Genomic DNA, 20,380 nt, shown 5'->3' on the forward strand with positions numbered 1-20,380 from the left:
GATCTACAGCCTGTCGAGCAAGCCCGCCGCGAAAGCGGAGAGGGTGTCGTCCCGCGCGCCCATCACAACTATGCGGTCGCCGGGCCGGGCCAGCGCGGCGATGCGGTCGCCCGCCGCCTCGCGGTCCGGCACATGCTCGGCGCGGGCGCCGCGCGCGGCGATCCCGGCCACGATGTCCGCGCTGCCGACGCTACGGTCGACGGTCCCGCCGAAATAGACGGGATCGGTGAGGATCAGCCGGTCCTCGGCCGTCATGCGGCTCGCGAACGTGTCGATCAGCGCGTCGCCCATCACCTTCAGCGGCCCATAACCATGCGGCTGGAAGAAGAGGAGCAGCCTGCCCGGAAAAGCGTGGAGGGTCGCGAGCGTCGCGGCGATCTTGTCGGGATTGTGCCCGAAATCGTCGATCACCCCGATTCCGTTCTTCTCGCCCACTTGCTCGAAGCGGCGCTTCAGCCCTTGAAAGCCCGCCAGCGCGTGCGCCGCTTCGGCCAGCGGCACCCCAGCGGCGTGGACGGCGAGCATCGCGGCCAAGGCGTTCGACGCATTGTGCCGCCCCGGCACCTGCAGCGCGACATGCACCGTCTCGCGCGTATCGGTCAGCGTCGCGTCGAAGGAGATGGCGAAACGCCCTTCCCGGATATTGGCGGCGTGGAGGTCTGCCCCGGCTTCGGACAGGCTGTAGGTCTTGACCCGCCCGTCGGGGATGGAGGCCGCGATCATCGCGGTTTCCGGGTCGTCGCGATTGAGGACAGCGCGATCAGCCTTCAGCACGAAATCGAGGAACAGGCCGCGCAATTCGTCCATCGATTTGTGGTCGAGCGTGATGTTGTTCAGCACCGCCACGGCCGGGCGGTAGAGCGCGATCGACCCGTCGCTTTCGTCCACCTCGCTGACGAACACATCGCCCGATCCGGTCAGCGCGCTCGCGAACGGCGTGTCGCCCTGCGCGAAATTTTTCATCACCGCGCCGTTCATCACGGTCGGATCGCGGCCCAACGCATGGAGGATCCAGCCGATCATGCCGGTGACGGTCGATTTGCCGCTCGTGCCGCCGACCGCGATGCCGGTTTCCGCCGCGTTGAACAATTGCGCCAGAAGCTGCGGCCGCGTCATCCGCCGCGCGCCGACCGCGCGGGCGGCGGCGACGTCCGGCACTGTCTCCTCGATGGCGGCGGAGGTGACGAGGATCTGGTCCGCGCTCGTGACGCCGCTCCCGTCCTGGGGATAGAGGCCGATGCCTTGCGCTTCGAGGAAGGCGAACTTGCCGCCCAGCCGCCCCTGGTCGAGCGAGCGGTCCGATCCCGCCACCGCATGGCCCTGCGCGCGCAGGATGGTGGCGAGCGGCAGCATCCCGCTGCCCCCGATGCCGCAGAAGAAATAGGAATTGGCGCGAGTCATGCCACAGCCCTATTGAAGGCCCGGCACGAATACAAATGCGGAGACGAGGATGCGGATCGGAATCGTGGCGCCCGGCACGCCGGTGACTCGGGAGGTGGCGGACAGGGTGATCGCGATCGCGGCGGAATGCCAGCCCGGCCTCACCCTTCATTTCCATCCGCAATGTTTCCTGGTCCACAATCATTTCGCGGGCCCGGACGCGGCGCGCGCCGACGCCTTCGTCGAAGTCGCCAACGATCCCGCTTACGACGCGCTCTGGGTCGCGCGCGGCGGCTACGGCGCCTGCCGGATCGCGGAGGATGTGCTGGCGCGGCTGGAGGCGCCCGCGCGGACCAAGGCCTATCTCGGCTATAGCGACGCGGGCTATCTCCTCGCCGGGCTTTACGCCGCCGGTTTCGAACGCGTCGCCCACGGGCCGATGCCCGGCGACATTCGCCGCGCGGGCGGGGAGGCCGCGATCCGCCGCGCGCTCGGCTGGCTCGCCGGGGACCGGGAGGGGATCGAGCCGCACGCCGTGCCCGGCACGCCCCGCGCGGCCTTCAACATCACCGTGCTCAGCCAATTGCTCGGCACGCCGCTCCAGCCCGACCTATCCGGTCACCTGCTGATGCTGGAGGACGTGTCCGAATATACCTATCGCACCGACCGTTCGATGTTCCACATCACCGCCAATCCCGGCATTCGCGCCGTCGCGGGCATTCGCCTCGGCCGGTGCAGCGAGGTTCCGGACAACGATCCGGATTTCGGCGAAAGCGAGGAAGAGGTCGTCCGCCATTGGTGCGCGCGTGCGGGCATACCCTTCCTCGGCCGTGCCGATATCGGTCACGACGCGGACAACAAGGTGGTGCCATTCGGCACCGCCTGATGCCGGTTGGCATCAATTTGGCGCGAAACCCTCACGATCCCCATTGCAAAGAAGCCGTGTTTGCGCTCTACCAAGGGGCGTTCATTAGGAGGGCTTACATGGCAAAAGGGAATAATTCGGGTAACAACGCTCTTCAGCGTCCGGTTACGCCGTCGGCCGATCTGGCCGCGATCACCGGCACGGGCAGCGATCTGACCCGCGCTGGCGTCGTCTCCAAGATGTGGGACTATATCAAGAAGAACAACCTCCAGAATCCGGCCAACAAGCGCGAGATTCTGGCCGACGCCAAGCTGAAGCCGATCTTCGGCGGCAAGGACAAGGTGACCATGTTCGAAATGAACAAGCACCTGTCGAACCACCTGAAATAAGGTTCAGGCGAAACCAGATAGATAAGGGCCCGGAAGCGCAAGTTTCCGGGCCTTTTCTTATCTTCCTTCCGTCACTCCCGCGAAGGCGGGAGCCCAGGCGATCAGGGGACGGGCGGAGTTCCTCTGGATTCCCGCCTTCGCGGGTATGACGCGAAGGGAGATTCCGGCCCTACCGGCAGCCGCGCCAGCCCATCTCGCCGCGCGCCGCCTGGTCGAGATGCAGGTGATCGCGATGCGCCGCATTGTAATCGGGCGAGAGGACCGTCGCGAAAAGGTCGCAAGCGCCGCTGCGCACGTCGCGCAGGAAGGCCCGTTCGGCGGGCGTGCCGTCCCAATCGTTCAGCACCGAAATGCGCTGCCCCCCTTCCAGCCTGAAGCCCGCGACATCGACCGCATTGGCGGTGGCGTGCTCGCTCCACGCGCCCTCGCTTTGGCCGTAGATGCGGCGGCAATTATAGCTTCCCAGATGATCGATCCGCGCGACCTTCTTTCCGAAATGCTTGAGCGCCGCGGGCTGGACGACATGCCATTCCCACAAAGCCAGCGCCGCGGCGACCGGGCAGCTGGTGGCAAGGCCGCGCGGCGCATAGTCGATTTCCAGCGCCCGCCCGCTACGGAGCGCGACGCCGCCCCGAAAAACGCACTGGCCGCTGCCGCGCGGCGGCTGCGCCGCGAACCGCACGCCGGCCTGATCGAGCAGAGCCCGGCAACCCTTCGCATCGATGCCCGCCAGCTTGCGCCCGGTAAAGGCACCGACCGGCTGGGTCAGGTCGAGCGGGATCCAGGGCAGATCCTGCGGATGCGCCCGCATGTAGCCGTAGAGAAGCACGCCGCCATAAGCGATGACCGTCAGGACCAGCAGGGTTCGGATGAAGCGGACGGCGCGCATGGCGGAGGGGCGCGCGGCTATCCCCGCCGCGCCGTCTCCAGCGGTTCGGCGGTGACCGGATAGCCGATATCGTCCGGAATGCAGAGGAACGGCCGCCCGTCCCGCTCCTCGATCCACGGCGTCACCTTTTGCACCGCATGGCGCCTGGCATCGGCGCGCGCCTCCACAAGCGAGGCGAAGCGCGCGAGCCGCTCCAGATTGCGCCGGGTCGGAAAGATGATATGCGCCCGGCCCCCGTCGGCATCGTCGAGCACCTTTTGCGCAGGGGCCCAGAAGGCCCGCACCGCCTCGTTGCGGTCGGCGCTCGCCGCCTCGGCGCCCTCCGGCGCCTGGGCGAGGAAGAAGAGCGTGTCGAAGCGCCGCGTCTCCTTGAAATTCGGGCACCAGCGCGCGAATGGCGTCAAGGCGTCGAGATCGAGCGCCAAGCCGAACCGCTCCATCGCCTGCGACAGCAAGGCCCCGCCTTGCAGCGCCTCGCGCACTTCCGCATTCTTATCCGGCGTGCCCGCCGGGCCGCGCAGCCCCACCGCCACCCCGGTTTCCTCCAGGGTTTCGCGCAAGGCAGCGATCCGCGCGGCGGCATGGTCCCGCCCTTCGCCGAACCGCTGCGCGAGCAGATGGTCGTCCCCTTCCACCCGGCCGCCGGGGAAAACCAAAGCCCCCGCCGCGAAAGCCATGGTCGCCGCCCGCTCCATGAACAGGACATGCGGCGGCCCCTCTGCCACTTCCTTCATCAGGATCAGGGTCGCGGCCGGGATCGGATCGGGCAGGTCGGTCATCCCGGCACCCTTAAGCGGAAGCGGCGGCGGGCGGAAGGGAAGGCCGCCGCCATTTCCCGCTTGGGTACCGGCTGGGATATTCCTGTTACATTTTCTGTCTAGCGGGGCCGCAGTTCATCATTGGAAAGCATCGTGCCCGTGAAACATTGTGCCGTGTCCCTTATCGCTCTCACCGCCGCACTGGGCGCGCCTCCGGCCCTGGCGCAGACGGCAGCTCAGCAGCATCACCACCAGCACGGGGCGGCGCCGGCACCCGCCAATGCCAATGCGACCCCTTCCGCTCCCTCCGCTGCCGATAAAGCGGTGCAAGCCAATGGCGATGGAACGAGCATCATCGTCACCGGAACCCGTCTGCGCGGATCGGTGATCGGCGACATCCCGCCCGAAATCTCCCTCAATTCGAGTGATATCCGGGCCTATGGCGCGGGAACCATCACGCAACTTCTCGACTCGATCGCGCCGCAAGTCTCCAGCGGGCGGGGCCGGGGCGGCGGGCGCCCGATCGTGCTTCTCAACGGCCAGCGCCCATCCAGCTTCATGGAAATTCACAACCTCCCGCCCGAAGCGATCGAGCGGGTCGACATCCTGCCCGAGGAGGTGGCTCTCAAATACGGCTTCCGCGCCGACCAGCGCGTCGTGAACCTCGTCCTGCGCGAGCGTTTTCGCGGCATCACGACGCAAGTGGGGGGCGGTTTTCCGACCGCGGGGGGACGCAGCGAAACCGAGCTCGACGTCAACCTGCTGCGCGTGCGCGGCGAAACGCGCCTCATCGTCGATGCCGAATATGACCGCAAGTCGAAGCTGCTCGAAAGCGAGCGCGATGTGATCGTGCGCGACGACGAACCCGCCGATGCCGCGCGGTACCGCACCCTCCTTCCGGCGGACGAAGCGATGTCGCTCGGCGCCACGGTGGCCCGCCCGCTCGGCACGATCGGCGCGACGCTCAACGGCAGCATCGAACGCACGGGCAGCGAAAGCCTCCTCGGCCTGCCCGAGACCGGGTCCGGCGCGCTGATGAGAACGTCAGAGGGCTGGACCGGACATGGCGGCTTCGTGCTCAACGGTCAATTTCCGGGCTGGTCCTGGTCGGCCAAGGGCAATTACGATCATATCGAAAGCACGACGCTGACCGATCGCAGCGCGAGCCTGCGCGACCGCGCGACGTCCAATACCGAAGTGGCCGAACTCGATCTCGTCGCCAGCGGCACGCTCTTCCGCCTGCCGGCGGGCGAGGTGTCGACGACGTTGAAAGGGGGTGCGCAAACCCGGCAATTGTCGAGCCAGGCGCAGCGCGGCGGCACGTTTCAGGATACGGACCTGTCCCGGACCCAGGCGAATCTTCAGGCGAATATCGACCTGCCCATCGCCAGCCGCCGCGACGACATGCTGGCGGGCCTTGGCAATCTGTCGGCCAATGTGAACCTGGCCCACGACAACCTGTCCGATTTCGGCGCGCTCTGGACGATCGGCGGCGGCATCAACTGGTCGCCGGTCGAGAACCTGCGCCTGATCGCGTCGGTGACGCAGGAGGATGGCGCGCCGTCCATCCAGCAGCTTGGCGACCCGTCCGTGCTCACCCCCAATGTCCGGGTATTCGATTTCACGACCGGGGAGACGGTCGATATTTCCCGTCTCGACGGCGGCAATCCCGCCCTCCTCGCCGACAGCCGCCGGGTGATGAAATTGGGCCTCAACATCAGGCCGCTCAAGGAAACCGACCTCAGCCTGTCGGCCGATTTCATCGACACGCGCATTCGCAACCCCATCGCCTCCTTCCCGACCGCGACGCCGGAGATCGAGGCCGCTTTTCCCGATCGCTTCACCCGGGACGCCAACGGGCGCCTGCTCCAGATCGACAGCCGCCCGGTCAATTTCGCCCGTTCGGACAAGCAGGAACTGCGCTGGGGGTTCAACTTCACCCGGCCGCTCAAGAAAAAAGCGGGGGCGGAGGCGCCTCGCCATGGCGGGCCGGGAGCGCGCCCCGGCCAAGGCGGCCCGGCGGGTTCCGGCGGCGGCGAGCCCCCGCGCGGCGGGCCTGGCGGCGACAGAATGATGGGCGGAATGCCGGGCGGCGGCCGTGGCCCGATGGGCGGCGGGATGGGCGGCTTCAATCATTCCGCAATGGGCGGCGCCCCGGAAAGCCGCCTGCAATTGTCCGTCTATCACACCTGGCGGTTCAAGGATGAAATCGAGATCCGCGACGGCGTGCCCGTTCTCGACCTTTTGGATGGATCGGCGACCGGCAGCCGGGGCGGCCAGCCCCGCCACGCGATCGAGGCCCGCGCGGGCGTGTTCAAGAACGGGCTCGGCGCCCGGCTCAACCTCGACTGGCAGGCGGGAACCCGCGTTCTCGCCGATCGCACGGCGCCGGGCGCGGCCGAAGACCTGTTCTTCTCCGATTCGACCACCGTCGGCCTGCGCTTCTTCGCCGATCTCGGCATGCAGAGCGCCTTGTCGAGCAAGTGGCCGTTCCTGCACGGCGCGCGCGTGTCGCTGGACGTCGACAATCTCTTCGACTCCCGCCTGCGGGTGCGCGACCGCACCGGGGCGACGCCGGTCAATTATCAGCCGGACCTGCTCGATCCGCTCGGCCGCACGGTGCGCGTGAGGCTGCGCAAGCTCTTCTTTTAAAAGGGGCTTTGCGACACTTTGCGACACTCTTTCGCCTGTTCCGGGATAAAATCGCGACATTTGAAAGGCATAAGGACGACAAGGCGGGTAGCCGCCGGGAAACAGAAGGATCAGCCATGAAGAAGATCATCCTCTCTGCGGCCACCGCCGCCCTCCTCACCGGCGGCCTCGCCGTCGCCCAGCCCGCGCCCCATGGCGGCGATGTGAAGCGTGCCGACGTGGCGGTGGCGATCGACGCCCGCGCCGCGAAGCTCGACGCCGATCGCGACGGCCAGATCACGCCCGGCGAGCGCCAGGCGCTGCGCCGGCAGCGGATCGATGGGCGTTTCGAACGGCTCGACACCGACAAGAACGGCCAGCTCAGCAAGGCCGAATTCCAGGCCGCCCGCGAAAAGCGCGGCGAGGCGCGCGAAGGCCGTCACGGCAAGCGCGGCCATTTCGGCGGGCACGGCATGCGCCACGGCATGGGCATGCGCGGCGCGATGGCGACCCGGACGGTCAGCGTCGCCGACATGAAGGCCAAGGCGCTCGGGTGGTTCGACCGCCAGGATGCCGACAGGAACGGCGTCGTGACCCAGGCCGAACGGCAGCAGGCAATGGCCGCCCGCCACGCCGAGCGCCAGCAGAAGCAATAAGCTGGCTGATAAAGGAGCGGGCTTGGAGACCGGCCCACACTCGCATTTCCGGTCGATTTGCGTCACATGGGTTCCGGCGAAAGCCGGAACCCAGCGACACCGGCGGAAGGACTGGGTTCCGGCTTTCGCCGGAACACAAAGATGGGGACGAACGCAGCCTTGACCGACAAGCCGCCGCACCTCCTGATCGTCGACGACGAACGCTCGATCCGCGAGCCGCTGTCCGAATATCTCGAGAAGAACGGCTTCCGCGTCACGGGGGCCGACACTGCGGCCGCGGCCCGCACGATCCTCGCGGCGGGCGGCATCGATCTCATCATCCTCGACATCATGATGCCGGGCGAGGATGGCTTGAGCCTCAGCCGCTTCATCCGCGCGACGAGCCAATTGCCCGTCATCCTCCTCACCGCTAGGGCCGAGGATACCGACAAGATCGTCGGCCTCGAAATGGGCGCCGACGATTATGTCGTGAAGCCGTTCAACCCGCGCGAACTGGTCGCCCGCATCAAGACGATCCTGCGCCGCGCCAACACGGCCGGCGTCCGTCAGGAGGCGCCGGAAACGCAAAGCTACGCCTTTGGCCCCTGGGTGTTGCGCGCGGGTGAGCGCATGCTGGTCGACAAGGACAATGTCGCCGTCCCGCTCTCGACCGGCGAATATAACCTCCTCCTCGCCCTCGTCACCCATCCCCGCCAGGTGCTCAACCGCGACCAGTTGCTCGACATGACGCAAGGGCGCGAGGCCGACGCCTTCGACCGCTCGATCGACAATCAGGTGAGCCGCCTCCGCCGCAAGGTCGAGCCCGACCCGAAGGAACCCGCCCTCATCAAGACCGTCTGGGGCGGCGGCTACACGCTCGCCGCCGAGGTGCGCCGCCTGTGAGCCGCTTCCTTCCCAAGAGCCTCGCCGGCCAGATGGCGGTGCTGATCGGCATCGCCCTCCTTCTCGCCCAGCTCGTCAATTTCGCCCTGCTCTTGAACGAGCGGGAGAAGCTCAGCCTCGCCCAGAGCGAAACGCCCGCCATCACCCGCTTCGTGTCCGCCGCCGCCGATCCCGATGCGGTCGCGCGGCGCACGGGAATGCGGGGCCCGCATCATTTCGCCCGTTTTTCGGTCACCGCCAAGCCGCTGGTTCCCGCGGGGGCGGAGCGCCGGGCCGGCACGGAAAGCCGCCTTCGTCAGGCGCTCGCCGCCGCCGGAATCGGCGCGCGGGACGTGCGCGCGATGCAGGCCCCGCTCTCGATCACCTTCATTGGAATGGCCGGGCGGGATCGGGAGAGGGCCGAGCGCGAGATGCAGAGCATCCACCGCCAGGTTGCGGACGGCCAATTGCTGATCCTGTCGGCCCGCCTCGCGGACGGGCGCTGGCTGAACGGCCGCCTGATGACCCCGCGCCGCGACCCGTGGCTGAGCCTCCGCCTCATCGCCTCCACCCTCCTCCTCTACCTGTTCGTCCTCGGCGCCACCCTGCTCATCGCCCGCCGCCTCGCCCGCCCCTTGCGCGAGCTCACCAGCGCCGCCGAACGGTTCGAGGGCAAGGGCGATCCCGTCCACGTCGCGCCGCGCGGCCCCGCCGATCTGCGCCACGCCATCCACGCCTTCAACGCGATGAGCGCGCGCGTCACCGGCCTATTGGACGAGAAGGACCGCATGCTCGGCGCCATCGGCCACGATCTCCGCACCCCGCTCGCCTCGCTCCGCATCCGCGCCGAAAGCATGGAGCCGGAGGAGGAGCGCGCGCGGGTGGCCGCGACCATCGCGGAGATGACCGAGATGCTGGAGGACATTCTCGTCCTCGCCCGCTCCGGCCGCGCGCGCGAGGAAGCGCGGCAAGTGGATCTCGCCGCCCTCCTCGATACCCTCGTCGAGGAGCAGGCCGAGCTTGGTCGTCCCGTCCGCTTCGAGCCCGCGCCCCGGAGGGTCGCCGCGGTCCGCCCCACCCTCCTCCGCCGCGCCGTCCGCAACCTTATCGACAATGCGGTCAAATATGGCGGCAGCGCCGAGGTCGCGCTCCGGGAAACCCCCGAGACGATCGAGATCGCCGTCTCCGACACCGGCCCCGGCCTTCCGCCGGAAGAAATCGGCCGCGTCCTCGAACCTTTCTACCGGGTCGAAGCCTCGCGCAGCCGCGAGACCGGCGGCACCGGCCTCGGCCTCGCCATCGCCCGCGCGGCGGCCGAAGCCCATGGCGGCACCCTCCGCCTCGCCAACCGCGGCACGGGAGGGCTCACCGCGACCATCGCGCTGCCTGTTACCTGATCGATCGGGATTTGGTGGAGCCGAGGGGAATCGAACCCCTGACCTCTGCAGTGCGATTGCAGCGCTCTCCCATCTGAGCTACGGCCCCGCGCCTCATCGGCGAAGGCGCTTCCTTTAGCGGGCGTGGGGGCCGGATGCAATCGGCCTTTCCCACCCTAGGATCGGCATGAAATCGTTTCGCCGCCATGGCGCAACGGACCGGCTTCACCCCCGGAACGGCGGCATTTTCCCTTCGTTTCTCAATCCATGTTTCGCGGGGCGATCCCGCCGCGCCTTCGGGCGCCCGTTCATCTGTGGAAGAGGAGACAAGCCGATGGCAAATTATCGTGACGACGACCGGTCCGGCAATCGCTGGCAGGACCGCGACGACCGCTGGCGCGAGCGCGGCCGCGACCATCAGGGCGGTGGCGGCGATCGCGGTTTCTTCGAGCGTGCGGGCGAGCAGGTCCGCTCCTGGTTCGGCGATGACGAAGGCGATCGCGGCCGCGACATGGACCGCCAGCGCCGGGATCGCGAGCAGGGTCAAGGCGGCTGGAGCCGCGACAATCGGGAAGACCGGGGCTGGCGCGGTGAGCGCAGCGGCGGCTGGGGCAATGAACGCTCCGGCGGCTATGGCGGCGAGCGGTCCAGCGGCGGCGGCTACAGCAGCTTTGAGGACGGCCCGGGCGGCTATGGCCGGGGCTACGGCTCCTCGGGCTCGGCCGGTTCCTCCGGCGCCGCCGACACCTGGGGCGGATCGGGCTATGGCGGCAGCGAATTTGGCGGACGGCGCTTCGACCGCGTCGACGCCGGCAGCACCGGCACCCATGGCGCCCATCCGATGTCCGCTCCCTATGGCGCGGGCGGCGGCTATTACGGCGCGTCGAGCACCGGCTATCGCAGCTCGGCCCGCGAATATGCCATGCGCGGGCAGGATCTTCACGACCCCCATTATTCGGAATGGCGCAACCGCCAGATCAGCGAGCTCGACCGCGACTATGAAGACTATCGGCGCGAGCATCAGTCGCGGTTCGAACAGGAATTCGGCAATTGGCGGTCCAAGCGCCAGGGCCAGCGCCAGTCGCTGAGCAAGGTGACCGAGCATATGGAAGTCGTCGGCAATGACGGCCAGCATATCGGCACCGTCGACAAGGTGCGCGGCGACCGCATCATCCTGACGAAGGGCGACAAGGATGCGGGCGGCCATCACCATTCGATCCCGTGCAGCTGGATCGAGAGTGTCGAGGACAAGGTGACGGTGTCGAAAAGCGCCGACGAAGCCAAGCGCGCCTGGCAGGACGAAGAACGCAGCCGCGCCCTCTTCGAACGCGAGGATTCGGGCAGCGAAGGCCCCCATGCCCTCAACCGGAGCTTTTCGGGCACTTACTAGTTCCATCCATCAAGCACCGCCCCGGTTCACGAGCCCGGGGCGGCCAATGGCCCGGCCGGCGCGCACGCACCGGTCGGGCTTTTCTAAGCCCTCCCCTTTTTTCTAAGCCCTCCCCCTTGATGGGGGAGGGTTGGGTGGGGGTGATGCTTCCGGAAGAGCCGCGCTCTACGTCGTAGATCACCCCTCCCCAACCCCTCCCCATCGAGGGGAGGGGCTTTTAAGGCTAGCGCTTCACTTGGAAAAATCTAAGCTCCCCGCAAACCAACAGGAGCCCCCAATGACCGGCACCCTCGCCTGGCACCTCGTCTCGCGCCCCTCCGGCATGCCCGCAATGGCCGATTTCGAGCTGAAATCCCTCGACCTCCCGCCGCTCGGCGAGGGCATGGTCCGCGTCGAAAACCGCTGGCTCTCCGTCGATCCCTACATGCGCGGCCGCATGAACGACGTGAAAAGCTACGTCCCGCCCTTCGCGCTCGGCGAGCCGCTGCAAGGCGGCGCGGTCGGCACCGTCGTCGAATCCAACGCGCCCGATCTCAAGATCGGCGACAAGGTCCAGCACATGCTCGGCTGGCGCGAGCAGGCGGTCGGCCCGGCCCAGCTCTTCACCAAGCTGCCCGATTTGGGCGTGTCCGAAGAACAATGGCTCGGCAATCTCGGCCTCACCGGCGGCACCGCTTATTTCGGCCTCCTCCGCGTGGCGGAAGCCAAGGAAGGCGACACCGTCTTCGTCTCGGCGGCTGCGGGCGCGGTGGGATCGGCGGTGGTGCAGATCGCCAAGGCCAAGGGCATGACGGTGATCGGATCGGCGGGCGGCGCGGACAAATGCGCGTTCGTGAAGGAACTCGGCGCCGACGCGGTGATCGATTACAAGGCCGGGCCGGTCGTCAAGGCGCTGATGGACGCGGCGCCGAAAGGCATCGACGTCTATTTCGACAATGTCGGCGGCGATCACTTGGACGCCGCCTTCGCCTGCGCCCGCCAGAATGCCCGCTTCGCCATCTGCGGCATGATCGGCAGCTATAACGACGCGGAGCCGCAGGCCTTCCGCTACATCATGCGCGTCATCGCCGCCCGCATCCGCGTGCAAGGCTTCATCTGGACCGACTATCTGAACGAAATCGGGGATTTCTACCGCGATATGGGCGGCTGGATCGCGACCGGCCAGGTCAAATCGCGCGAGACGATCCGCGAAGGCATCGAAGCCACGCCGCAAGCCTTTCTCGACCTGTTCAGCGGCGGCAATATGGGCAAGATGCTGGTGAAGCTTTAGAATTTGATTCAAATTGATGGAATCGTTCCCAGGCGAAGGCCGGGGCCAGTTTCGCCGTTCTGCGCCACTGGGCTCCGGCCTGCGCCGGAGCACTGCGTCATGGATGCCGGATCAGGTCCGGGGTGACGCAGGGCTAGGAAAGCGCCTTCACCCGCTCCCCGATCCGCGCCAAATCCTCCACGAACCGCTGATATTCCGCCTCCCGATTGTCGCGCACGCGCAGCAGGAAGCTGGGATGCACCGTCACCCACGCCTCCCCGCCTTCCGCCAGCTTATGCGCCTCCCCGCGCAAGCTGGAGATGGTGACGGCACGCCCGAACACTTGCCGGGCGGCGGTGGCGCCGAGCGCGACCGTCACTTGCGGGCGGATCAGCGCGCGCTCCCGGTCGTACCAATAATGACACGCCTTGATCTCGTCCGCCTTGGGCGTCTGGTGGATGCGGCGGGTGCCGCGCGGCTCGAACTTGAAATGCTTGACCGCGTTGGTGATGTAGGCCTTGGCGCGGTTGATCCCCGCTTCCTTCAGCGCCTTGTCGAACAGCTGGCCCGCCGGGCCGACGAAGGCCCGCCCGGCCAGATCCTCCTGATCGCCCGGCTGCTCGCCGACGAACATGAGCGGCGCGTCGACCGGCCCCTCGCCGAACACCGTCTGCGTCGCATGCTTGTAGAGGTGGCAGCGCGTGCAGCCCCGCGCCTCCTCGAACAAGGCCTCCCACGCCGCCAGCGCGTTGCCGCCCGGCTGCAGCCGCCGCTCCGCCGCTTCGGCGGCATCGTGCCCTGCCTCCCGCACCTCCGCCGCGACCTTGCTCCGCGACCGTGCGACCATCTCCGCCTCCCGCGCCTGCGCGCCTGCGATCAAGTCCCCGACCAACGCCGTCTCCGGCATGTTTTTCCAATATTTCTTCGGCATCTCCTTGGTCATGGCTTTGACCTTCACCCGCGCCGGATTGAAGATGGACGCGTAATAGGTCTTCCACGTCTCCTCGACCGGATCGCCGGACGGCGCGTCGGCCCTCGTCGCGCCGGGGCTTTGCGTCAGCGTCTCGCCGTCCCAATGAATCGACAATTCGGGCGTCAGGATCGACCAGCGCATCGTGGTGAAGCGCCGCACGAAGAAGCCCGCATTTGACCGCACGATATGATGATCGGGCTCGAACCAGGCGACATAGCGGGTGCCCCCGTCCGGCTCGTCCACTTCGCGGAAGCGGACGAAGGCGTGCATCTTGTGCATGTCCCGCCGCACCGATTTCGCCATCTCCTCCAGCCGCCGCAGCAGCGGATCGGCCTTGTCCCCCAGCACGCCCGGCCGCGCGCGCAGCCGCAGCAGCATCGCGTAGAGCAGGGAGAAACGCTCCGGCTCGGAATGGCAGATGACGGTCCGCGCCAGGTCGACGAACGGCCGGGGCACCGAAAAGGCCGGGCCTTCCACTGCGGGCATCACCGCTTCCTCGCCGAACAGGTCGGGCGGCGCGTCGCCGACGCTCCACGTCACTTCGGACGGCGGCACCCGGGCGAGGGCGAGGCTGCGGGCGGCATCCCGCCAGCCGTCGAAATCCTCCTCATGGGCGAGCGTTACGGCGCGCATGAAGGTTGAAGCCGCAAAGCGCGCCGCCGTTCCCTGAAGGGCGGCGGCGCCCCGAAACCGGAATCGCCGGGATCAGAAGGGATTGACGTTTTCGACCAGGACCATCCAGCCTTGCGGACGCCGCTGCCAGACGCGGAGATAGGGCCCGGTCTTCGCCGCGCCATTTTCCGACCAGCTCGCAATGCCGTAGGTATAGCCAAGGTCGCCCGCCGCGGACACGCCGCCGCCTTCCATGCTGGTTTTGAGGTCGCGCGCCCGGCCCGCGAGAACGGGAAGCGCCGCCTGAATGCCATCGACCGGCTCCGGCCTGTAGCCGAGCAGCCGGATTTCGGGGGCATAATAAGTGGCGGTGCCGGGATGGACGGCGAACGCCCGGCCGAGATTGCCGTCCGTCTTCTGAAGGTCGCTCCACGCGGCGCCCGCTTCCATCGGGGGCAGGGTCGATACCGGCACGGCCGCGACATTTTGCGTCGGCGCCACCGCGGCCGGACGCGGCCCGGTCCCCTGGTCGATGACCCACTTCCAGCTGCCGTCCGGCTGCTTCTTCCAGACCGTGAAATAATCGCTGTAACGCTTGCCGCCGAAGGATGCGGGTCCGGTGGTAAAGCCCAGATCGCCGGATTGGGCGATGCCGGCCAGCGTCGGCCACCATTGGATGAAGCCGGGATTGTTGGCGTCCGGCCAAGTGGCGATGAAATCCTTGACGTTCTTCACGCCATCCCGCGTCACCGCGACGCCGTCGGCGGCGGAAAATTCCTGAAACGCCTGCTTCATCGGCACTTCTTGATGCCGCGCGGCGAACGCGCGCTCGGCGGCAACCACCGGGTCCGCCGTCACCGGGTCCGCCGTGGCGGGCGCCCCCAGCGCGAGCGCGGCAACCGCGCCCAAGGTCCATAAACGCATATTCCCCATCGTCACACTCTCCCCGGCGCATCTCGCCCCGACGCGGCTTTTAGCCCCAAATTACGCCGCAAACAATTCCAGCTGCTCTTTCTTCGGCTTCACGCGCTGCGCCAGATCGGCGCGGTCGATCAGCGCCGTGGGGCGCCACCCTTCCGCAACGATGAACGGCCTTATCTTGGCCACCGATATCGTGAGGCGCCCGACATCGTCGAGCGTCAGCCTGCGCCAGCGCCGCGACGCGACGATGCGGTCCACCGCCTTCACCCCCAGCCCCGGCACGCGCAGCAGCATTTCGCGCGGCGCGCGATTGACGTCGACCGGAAAATGCTCCCGGAATTTGAGCGCCCAGGCGAGCTTCGGATCGATGTCGAGCGGCAGCATGCCCGCCGCGTCCGTCGCCGCCATCACCTCCCCCGGCTGGAACCCGTAAAAGCGCATCAGCCAGTCCGACTGATACAGCCGGTGCTCGCGCATCAGCGGCGGCCGCTGAAGCGGCAGCACCGCGCTCGCATCCGGGATCGGGCTGAACGCGGAATAATAGACCCGCCGCAGGTTGAACCGCCCGTAAAGGCGGCTCGCTTTCCGGATGATCGCGCCGTCGTCCGCATCGTCCGCGCCGACGATCATCTGCGTCGATTGACCGGCGGGCGCGAAGCTCGGCGCGGATTTGTACCGCGCCTTGGCGTCCTTGCCGTCCGCGATCGCCGCCTTCATCCCGGTCATCGCGCCCTCGATCCGCGCGCCGTCCTTTTCCGGTGCGAGCCGCTTGAGGCCCTTTTCGGTCGGCAGCTCGACGTTGATCGACACCCGGTCGGCATAGAGCCCGGCCTTATGGATCAATTCCGGATCGGCGTCCGGGATCGTCTTCAAATGGATGTAACCGCGAAAATCGTGATCCTCGCGCAAGGATCGCGCCACCTCCACGATCTGCTCCATCGTGTAGTTGGACGATCCGATGATGCCGGAGGACAGGAACAGCCCCTCGATATAATTGCGCTTGTAGAAAGCGAGGGTGAGGTCGACCACCTCCCGCGCCGTGAACCGCGCCCGCCGCACGTTGGAGCTCTTGCGGTTGATGCAATAATGACAGTCGAAGATGCAGCTGTTGGTCAGCAAGATCTTGAGCAGCGAAATGCACCGCCCGTCCGGCGCATAGGCATGGCAGATGCCCATCCCTTCCGTCGACCCGATCCCCTTGCCGCCGCTGCTGTCCCGTTTCTTCGTCCCCGACGACGCGCAACTCGCATCATATTTCGCCGCATCGGCCAGGATCGCGAGTTTCTGCCGTGTATCGAGCTGCGCCATATGTTCGATATATGTTCTACTTTTCTTTCTGTCCAGATTAAGCGGCGCTTGCTCCCCCTCACCGTCGGTTGCGGAGGCGGAGGGCGGCGTTTATGACGCTTATATGGCGGATGACTGGCGATTGGTGCATTTGAAGGAGCAGCCTTTCCTGCAAGGCCAGAGCTTCATCCGCAAATCCTACAAGGCGTACCGTCCCGGATGGGAGCATGATCATTGCGCGGCGTGTTGGGCGACCATTGCCGAGCCGGGCCAGTCGGATGAGGCGGCCTGTCATGAGGGCTACGCCACCACGGCGGATTATGTGCGCGGCGCCGATTACGAGTGGGTTTGCGTGCCATGTTTCGACGAATTCAAGGCCGTCATGGCATGGAAGGATGTGCCGGCAGGTTGACAGGGGGACGGCGCGCCATGTCCAGCGCCAATGCCAAATCTGGAGGGGAACGCGACTTGGACGGAGAGGAAACGGAGGACGCCTATCGCGAGCGGCGCCTGGAGGAATTGTGTACGGCCGCGGATCACGACAATCCGGAAAGGCTTGACCATATTGCGTGGTTCCTCGACCGCGATCCCCGCCACCTTCTTTTCCTCACCCCGCTCAGCGGCATCGACCCCGCCCGCGCGCCCGAAGCCCATCGGCGCATGAAGGCGCGTTGGCTGGAGCTGGTGGCGGAGGCGCCGGCGGATCCTGACCTGGCGAGACGCGCCGCCCACCACATGGCAGGGGCGGATCCCGAAGCAGCCGCCTCATTGATCCGGAGCGCCCTCAGCCATTGCCCCGGCAATGCCGAACTCTGGACCGATCTCGGGCGCTGCAGCCGGGAGCCTCGCGACCGCCTCGCGGCATTCGACCGGGCAAGAACGCTCAACCCCCAATCCACCTATTTATGGGTCTGGATCGCAGTGGAGGCGCTGGAAGCGGGAAATTATGACAAGGCGGAGGAAGCAGCCGCCGCGCTCGGGAAGCTGATCGCCGACGCGCGGGCCGCTCACGGCGACATGCTCGACTGGCCGGAGCGGGGCCGCGATCTTTGGAAGCGCCTTACCGACGCTTACCCGTCCCGCGACACAGCGCGGAAGGTATCGGCCGCAATCGCGGACCATGCCTATTTCAAGCATCATTTCCACACGATATCGGGAATGCTGGCGGGCCGGAACGGCGATTGGGGGGCCGCGACCGACCACTTGATCGCGTCGGGCGATGTCGTGCCCGACCACCGCCTTTCGGCTTACGGGCCCTCCCTCATCCTACTGCGGGAAGTCTGCGCGCATGGATATTGGGAAGAGGGCGACCGCTTTTTGCGCAAGTGGAAAAAGGTTTGGGACGATCCGCGGGCGGACGAATGGATCGCCGCGATCAACGATCGCCGTCTTCCAGGGGCGAAGGACAATGGTTGATCGACAGCTCGACCGCTTCGGATGGCGCGTCGACGACAGGCGCGTTCCGTCCGTGAACTCCACCGCGACTTCGTTGACGCGCAAGCGCGATATCCGTGCAACGGTCCGGCCTGCCAGTAACTGCGTCGCTCTGACCTCTTCCTTCAAATTCATATCACTTTGCTTCCGCCGCATTTACCTCTTAGCACGGCCTTGATCCGCCTGCCCTATTCAGCCCGATCCTTTTTGCAGGAAACCAGTATGCGCCTCACCCTCGTCCTCGCCGCCGCGCTCGCCTCGGCCACCCCCGCCGCCGCCGCACCGGCCGACGATTTCGCGAAGCTGCTGGAGGATCATTATGCCTGGCTCCTCCGGGAATCGCCGACTTATGCGACGACGCTCGGCGTTCGCGATTATGACGACAGGATCGGCGACCTCAGCCTCGCCGCGCAGGACCGGCGGGCGGCGGAGGCGAAGGCTTTCCTCGCCCGCCTCGACGCCATCCCCGCCGATGGGCTGACCGACCCGGACCGCACCAATCACGCGATCCTGAAGCGGATGCTGTCGGAAACCGTGGAGGGGAACACCTATCCTCAGCGCGTCATGCTCTTCACGACCTATTATGGCTGGCATCAGGGCTTCGCGAGCCTCGCCGAAGACCTGCCGTTCCGCACCCGCGCCGATTATGAAAGCTACCTCGCCCGCCTCAACCTCTATCCGAGGCAGAACGACGCCGCGCTGGCGGTGACGGAGGAAGCGGTGAAGGGCGGCTACACCCTCCCCTGCTCCGTCCTCGGCAATTACGAGCGCGGCATTTCCGGCGTCATCGCGGAAGACCCGACCAAGTCGCGCTTCTACGCGCCCTTCCTGGCGCCCAAGCCCACCGCCATATCGGACGCGGACTGGGCGGCGCTCCAGGCGCGGGGCCGCAAGGCGATCGCGGAGGTCATCAACCCGGCTTATGCCAAGCACCTCGCCTTCTACCGCACCCGCTACCTCCCTTATTGCGCGAAGGCCGACAGCGTGTCGGCGCAAAAGGGCGGCGCGGCTTATTACGCCTTCCGCGTGCGGGCCGAGACGACGACCGACCTGACGCCGGATCAGATCCACGATATCGGCCTCAAGGAATCCGCCCGCATCCGGGCGGAGATGGAGGCAGTGGCAAAGGCGGCGGGTTTCGCCAGCCGCGAGGCCTTCATCCAGGATCTGCGCACCAATCCGGTCTATTATGCCAAAACGCCCGAAGAATTGCTGGAAAAAGCGGCGGCGGAGGCGAAACGGATCGACGGCAAGATGCCCGGCCTGTTCGGCCGCCTGCCGCGCCTGCCCTACGGCGTGAAGCCCATCCCGGCCGAGATCGCGGAAGGGACGACGACGGCTTATTACGGCCAGGGTTCTCCCGCCAGCGGCCTGTCGGGCACCTTCTACGTCAACACGTCGAAACTCGACCAGCGTCCGTTTTGGGAATTGCCCGCCCTCACCGCGCATGAAAGCGTCCCGGGCCATCACAATCAGATCGCGCTGCAGCAGGAAATGGAGCTCGCGCCCTTCCGCCAGAATTTCACCCAGTTCACCGCCTTCACCGAAGGCTGGGGCCTCTATTCGGAGAGCCTCGGCGAAATGATGGGCATTTACGACACGCCGGCGAAGAAGATGGGCCAGCTCTCCTACCAGGCCTGGCGCGCCGCGCGGCTCGTCGTCGACACCGGCATTCACGCCAAGGGCTGGGACAAGGCGAGGGCCGTCGCCTTCATGAAGGAGAATACCGCGTTGACCGACGCCAATATCGATGCCGAGGTCAATCGCTACATCAGCTGGCCGGGCCAGGCCTTGGGCTACAAGATCGGCGAATTGAAGATCAAGGAATTGCGCGACAAGGCCGAGCGCATCCTCGGCGCGCAATTCGACATCCGCCGCTTCCACGACGCGGTGCTCGCCAACGGATCGGTGCCCTTGAGCGTCCTCGAAGCGGAAATCGACCGCTGGATCGCCACCTATAGCGGCCCGGCTCTTTAAAAACGCCCCTTTGTGCTCCGGCGAAAGCCGGAGCCCAGCGGCACACCTTATCCCGCCCGCGCCACTGGACCCCGGCCTGCGCCGGGGAACGGATCAAGGCTGCCCCTGCCCTGCCGCCCGCCGGAACAGCCCGGCGGAACCGAGCCAGAAGGCCGAGAACAGGATCGTCCCCATCACTGCTTCGTAAATGCCCTGGTAGCCGGGCGATCCGAGCGGCCAGATCAGCGCCGCCACCCCGATCGCCGCCTGCGCCGCCGCCGCCGCGAACATCGCGCGGGCCATGCCCGCGGCGCGGAAGCCCGCCATCGCCGATCCCGCGGCCGCGATGGCGATGACGCCGAAGAAAAGGAGGTTGGCGGGATTGTTCTCGCTGCCGAGCAATCCGACCGCGCCGTTCACCCAGACGAGCAGGAAGGATGCGGCGACCGCCAGCGTCGCGCCGCCGCGATAGGCCCGATTGCCCGACGTGCGCACCGCCAGCTCGATGACCAGTCCCGCCACGCCCAGCATCAATCCCATGATGACATAATCGGACAGGGTCCAGGGCGCCCCCGCGACCAGCGGCAGCGTCAACAGGAAGGCTGCGCCGCCCCATCCGATCGGCCGCCAGGAAAACCCCTTTCTTCCCTGCATTCTCGTTTCCGCCATTGCCATGCCTCCTTCAACATTTGTGAAGGCGATGGCTTAATCCCGACCACGATGAGCGGCATGAGCGGCAGGTGAGCATTTGGT

General features: G+C 66.9%; 18 protein-coding genes and 1 tRNA gene. 11 read left to right on the forward strand and 8 right to left on the reverse strand.

Annotated elements, in window-relative coordinates:
* Window positions 1-3: 3 nt before the first annotated feature.
* The gene (locus IC614_RS07695; RefSeq protein WP_200970774.1) at window positions 4-1,401 is read right to left on the reverse strand and encodes a UDP-N-acetylmuramate--L-alanine ligase; all 1,398 of its coding nucleotides are present in this window, start codon (window positions 1,399-1,401) and stop codon (window positions 4-6) included.
* A gap of 49 nt (window positions 1,402-1,450) precedes the next feature.
* On the opposite strand from IC614_RS07695, the gene IC614_RS07700 reads away from it, so the two are divergent.
* Together IC614_RS07700 and IC614_RS07705 are read left to right on the forward strand one after the other, a co-directional pair.
* Window positions 1,451-2,266: an LD-carboxypeptidase gene (locus IC614_RS07700; protein ID WP_200970775.1), complete on the forward strand. Its 816-nt coding sequence runs from the start codon at window positions 1,451-1,453 to the stop codon at window positions 2,264-2,266.
* A gap of 98 nt (window positions 2,267-2,364) precedes the next feature.
* Window positions 2,365-2,634, forward strand: coding sequence for an SWIB/MDM2 domain-containing protein (locus IC614_RS07705; protein WP_200970776.1), 270 nt, complete (start codon window positions 2,365-2,367; stop codon window positions 2,632-2,634).
* Window positions 2,635-2,803: 169 nt separating this feature from the next.
* On the opposite strand, the gene IC614_RS07710 is transcribed toward IC614_RS07705, so the two are convergent.
* Both IC614_RS07710 and IC614_RS07715 read right to left on the reverse strand, forming a co-directional pair.
* Window positions 2,804-3,523, reverse strand: coding sequence for an extensin-like domain-containing protein (locus IC614_RS07710; RefSeq protein WP_200970777.1), 720 nt, complete (start codon window positions 3,521-3,523; stop codon window positions 2,804-2,806).
* 17 nt (window positions 3,524-3,540) lie between these two features.
* Window positions 3,541-4,302, reverse strand: coding sequence for an NUDIX hydrolase (locus IC614_RS07715; protein ID WP_200970778.1), 762 nt, complete (start codon window positions 4,300-4,302; stop codon window positions 3,541-3,543).
* 153 nt (window positions 4,303-4,455) lie between these two features.
* Between IC614_RS07715 and IC614_RS07720 the strand changes: the two genes are divergently transcribed.
* From IC614_RS07720 to IC614_RS07735, 4 genes are all read left to right on the forward strand, one after another.
* Complete coding sequence (locus IC614_RS07720) at window positions 4,456-6,933, forward strand: TonB-dependent receptor (RefSeq protein ID WP_200970779.1); 2,478 nt, start codon at window positions 4,456-4,458, stop codon at window positions 6,931-6,933.
* 116 nt (window positions 6,934-7,049) lie between these two features.
* Window positions 7,050-7,568: an EF-hand domain-containing protein gene (locus tag IC614_RS07725; RefSeq protein ID WP_200970780.1), complete on the forward strand. Its 519-nt coding sequence runs from the start codon at window positions 7,050-7,052 to the stop codon at window positions 7,566-7,568.
* 141 nt (window positions 7,569-7,709) lie between these two features.
* Window positions 7,710-8,450, forward strand: a complete 741-nt coding sequence (locus IC614_RS07730; RefSeq protein WP_200970781.1) for a response regulator — start codon at window positions 7,710-7,712, stop codon at window positions 8,448-8,450.
* Window positions 8,447-9,826: a sensor histidine kinase gene (locus IC614_RS07735; RefSeq protein WP_200970782.1), complete on the forward strand. Its 1,380-nt coding sequence runs from the start codon at window positions 8,447-8,449 to the stop codon at window positions 9,824-9,826. Before IC614_RS07730 ends, IC614_RS07735 begins: the two co-directional genes overlap by 4 nt.
* 12 nt (window positions 9,827-9,838) lie before the next feature.
* Here IC614_RS07735 and IC614_RS07740 read toward each other — a convergent pair.
* Window positions 9,839-9,914: transfer RNA gene (locus tag IC614_RS07740), tRNA-Ala, on the reverse strand.
* Between the two features lie 225 nt (window positions 9,915-10,139).
* Here IC614_RS07740 and IC614_RS07745 point away from each other — a divergent pair.
* Together IC614_RS07745 and IC614_RS07750 are read left to right on the forward strand one after the other, a co-directional pair.
* Window positions 10,140-11,195 (forward strand): DUF2171 domain-containing protein, encoded by a 1,056-nt coding sequence (locus IC614_RS07745; protein WP_226372601.1) that lies wholly within the window; start codon window positions 10,140-10,142, stop codon window positions 11,193-11,195.
* Between the two features lie 277 nt (window positions 11,196-11,472).
* Window positions 11,473-12,465, forward strand: a complete 993-nt coding sequence (locus tag IC614_RS07750) for an NADP-dependent oxidoreductase (RefSeq protein WP_200970783.1) — start codon at window positions 11,473-11,475, stop codon at window positions 12,463-12,465.
* A gap of 133 nt (window positions 12,466-12,598) precedes the next feature.
* Here the strand turns inward: IC614_RS07750 and IC614_RS07755 are convergent, their stop codons facing one another.
* From IC614_RS07755 to IC614_RS07765, 3 genes are all read right to left on the reverse strand, one after another.
* On the reverse strand, window positions 12,599-14,050 hold the full coding sequence (locus tag IC614_RS07755; RefSeq protein ID WP_200970784.1) for a UdgX family uracil-DNA binding protein: 1,452 nt from the start codon (window positions 14,048-14,050) through the stop codon (window positions 12,599-12,601).
* Window positions 14,051-14,122: 72 nt separating this feature from the next.
* The gene (locus IC614_RS07760) at window positions 14,123-14,953 is read right to left on the reverse strand and encodes a Cif family virulence factor (protein ID WP_200970785.1); all 831 of its coding nucleotides are present in this window, start codon (window positions 14,951-14,953) and stop codon (window positions 14,123-14,125) included.
* Between the two features lie 60 nt (window positions 14,954-15,013).
* Window positions 15,014-16,258 (reverse strand): putative DNA modification/repair radical SAM protein, encoded by a 1,245-nt coding sequence (locus tag IC614_RS07765; protein ID WP_200970786.1) that lies wholly within the window; start codon window positions 16,256-16,258, stop codon window positions 15,014-15,016.
* Window positions 16,259-16,361: 103 nt separating this feature from the next.
* Here IC614_RS07765 and IC614_RS07770 point away from each other — a divergent pair, with 103 nt between their 5' ends.
* The 3 genes from IC614_RS07770 (at window position 16,362) to IC614_RS07780 (ending at window position 19,648) form a co-directional block, all read left to right on the forward strand.
* On the forward strand, window positions 16,362-16,649 hold the full coding sequence (locus IC614_RS07770; RefSeq protein ID WP_200970787.1) for a hypothetical protein: 288 nt from the start codon (window positions 16,362-16,364) through the stop codon (window positions 16,647-16,649).
* A gap of 17 nt (window positions 16,650-16,666) precedes the next feature.
* On the forward strand, window positions 16,667-17,653 hold the full coding sequence (locus IC614_RS07775; protein ID WP_200970788.1) for a tetratricopeptide repeat protein: 987 nt from the start codon (window positions 16,667-16,669) through the stop codon (window positions 17,651-17,653).
* Window positions 17,654-17,893: 240 nt separating this feature from the next.
* Entirely contained in the window at window positions 17,894-19,648 is a 1,755-nt protein-coding gene (locus IC614_RS07780; RefSeq protein ID WP_200970789.1) for a DUF885 domain-containing protein, read from the forward strand.
* A 93-nt stretch (window positions 19,649-19,741) separates the two neighbouring features.
* Here IC614_RS07780 and IC614_RS07785 read toward each other — a convergent pair whose 3' ends face one another.
* The gene (locus IC614_RS07785; protein ID WP_200970790.1) at window positions 19,742-20,296 is read right to left on the reverse strand and encodes a hypothetical protein; all 555 of its coding nucleotides are present in this window, start codon (window positions 20,294-20,296) and stop codon (window positions 19,742-19,744) included.
* Between the last annotated feature and the right edge of the window lie 84 nt (window positions 20,297-20,380).

The organism is Sphingosinicella flava (genome assembly GCF_016025255.1).
GTDB lineage: Bacteria > Pseudomonadota > Alphaproteobacteria > Sphingomonadales > Sphingomonadaceae > Allosphingosinicella > Allosphingosinicella flava.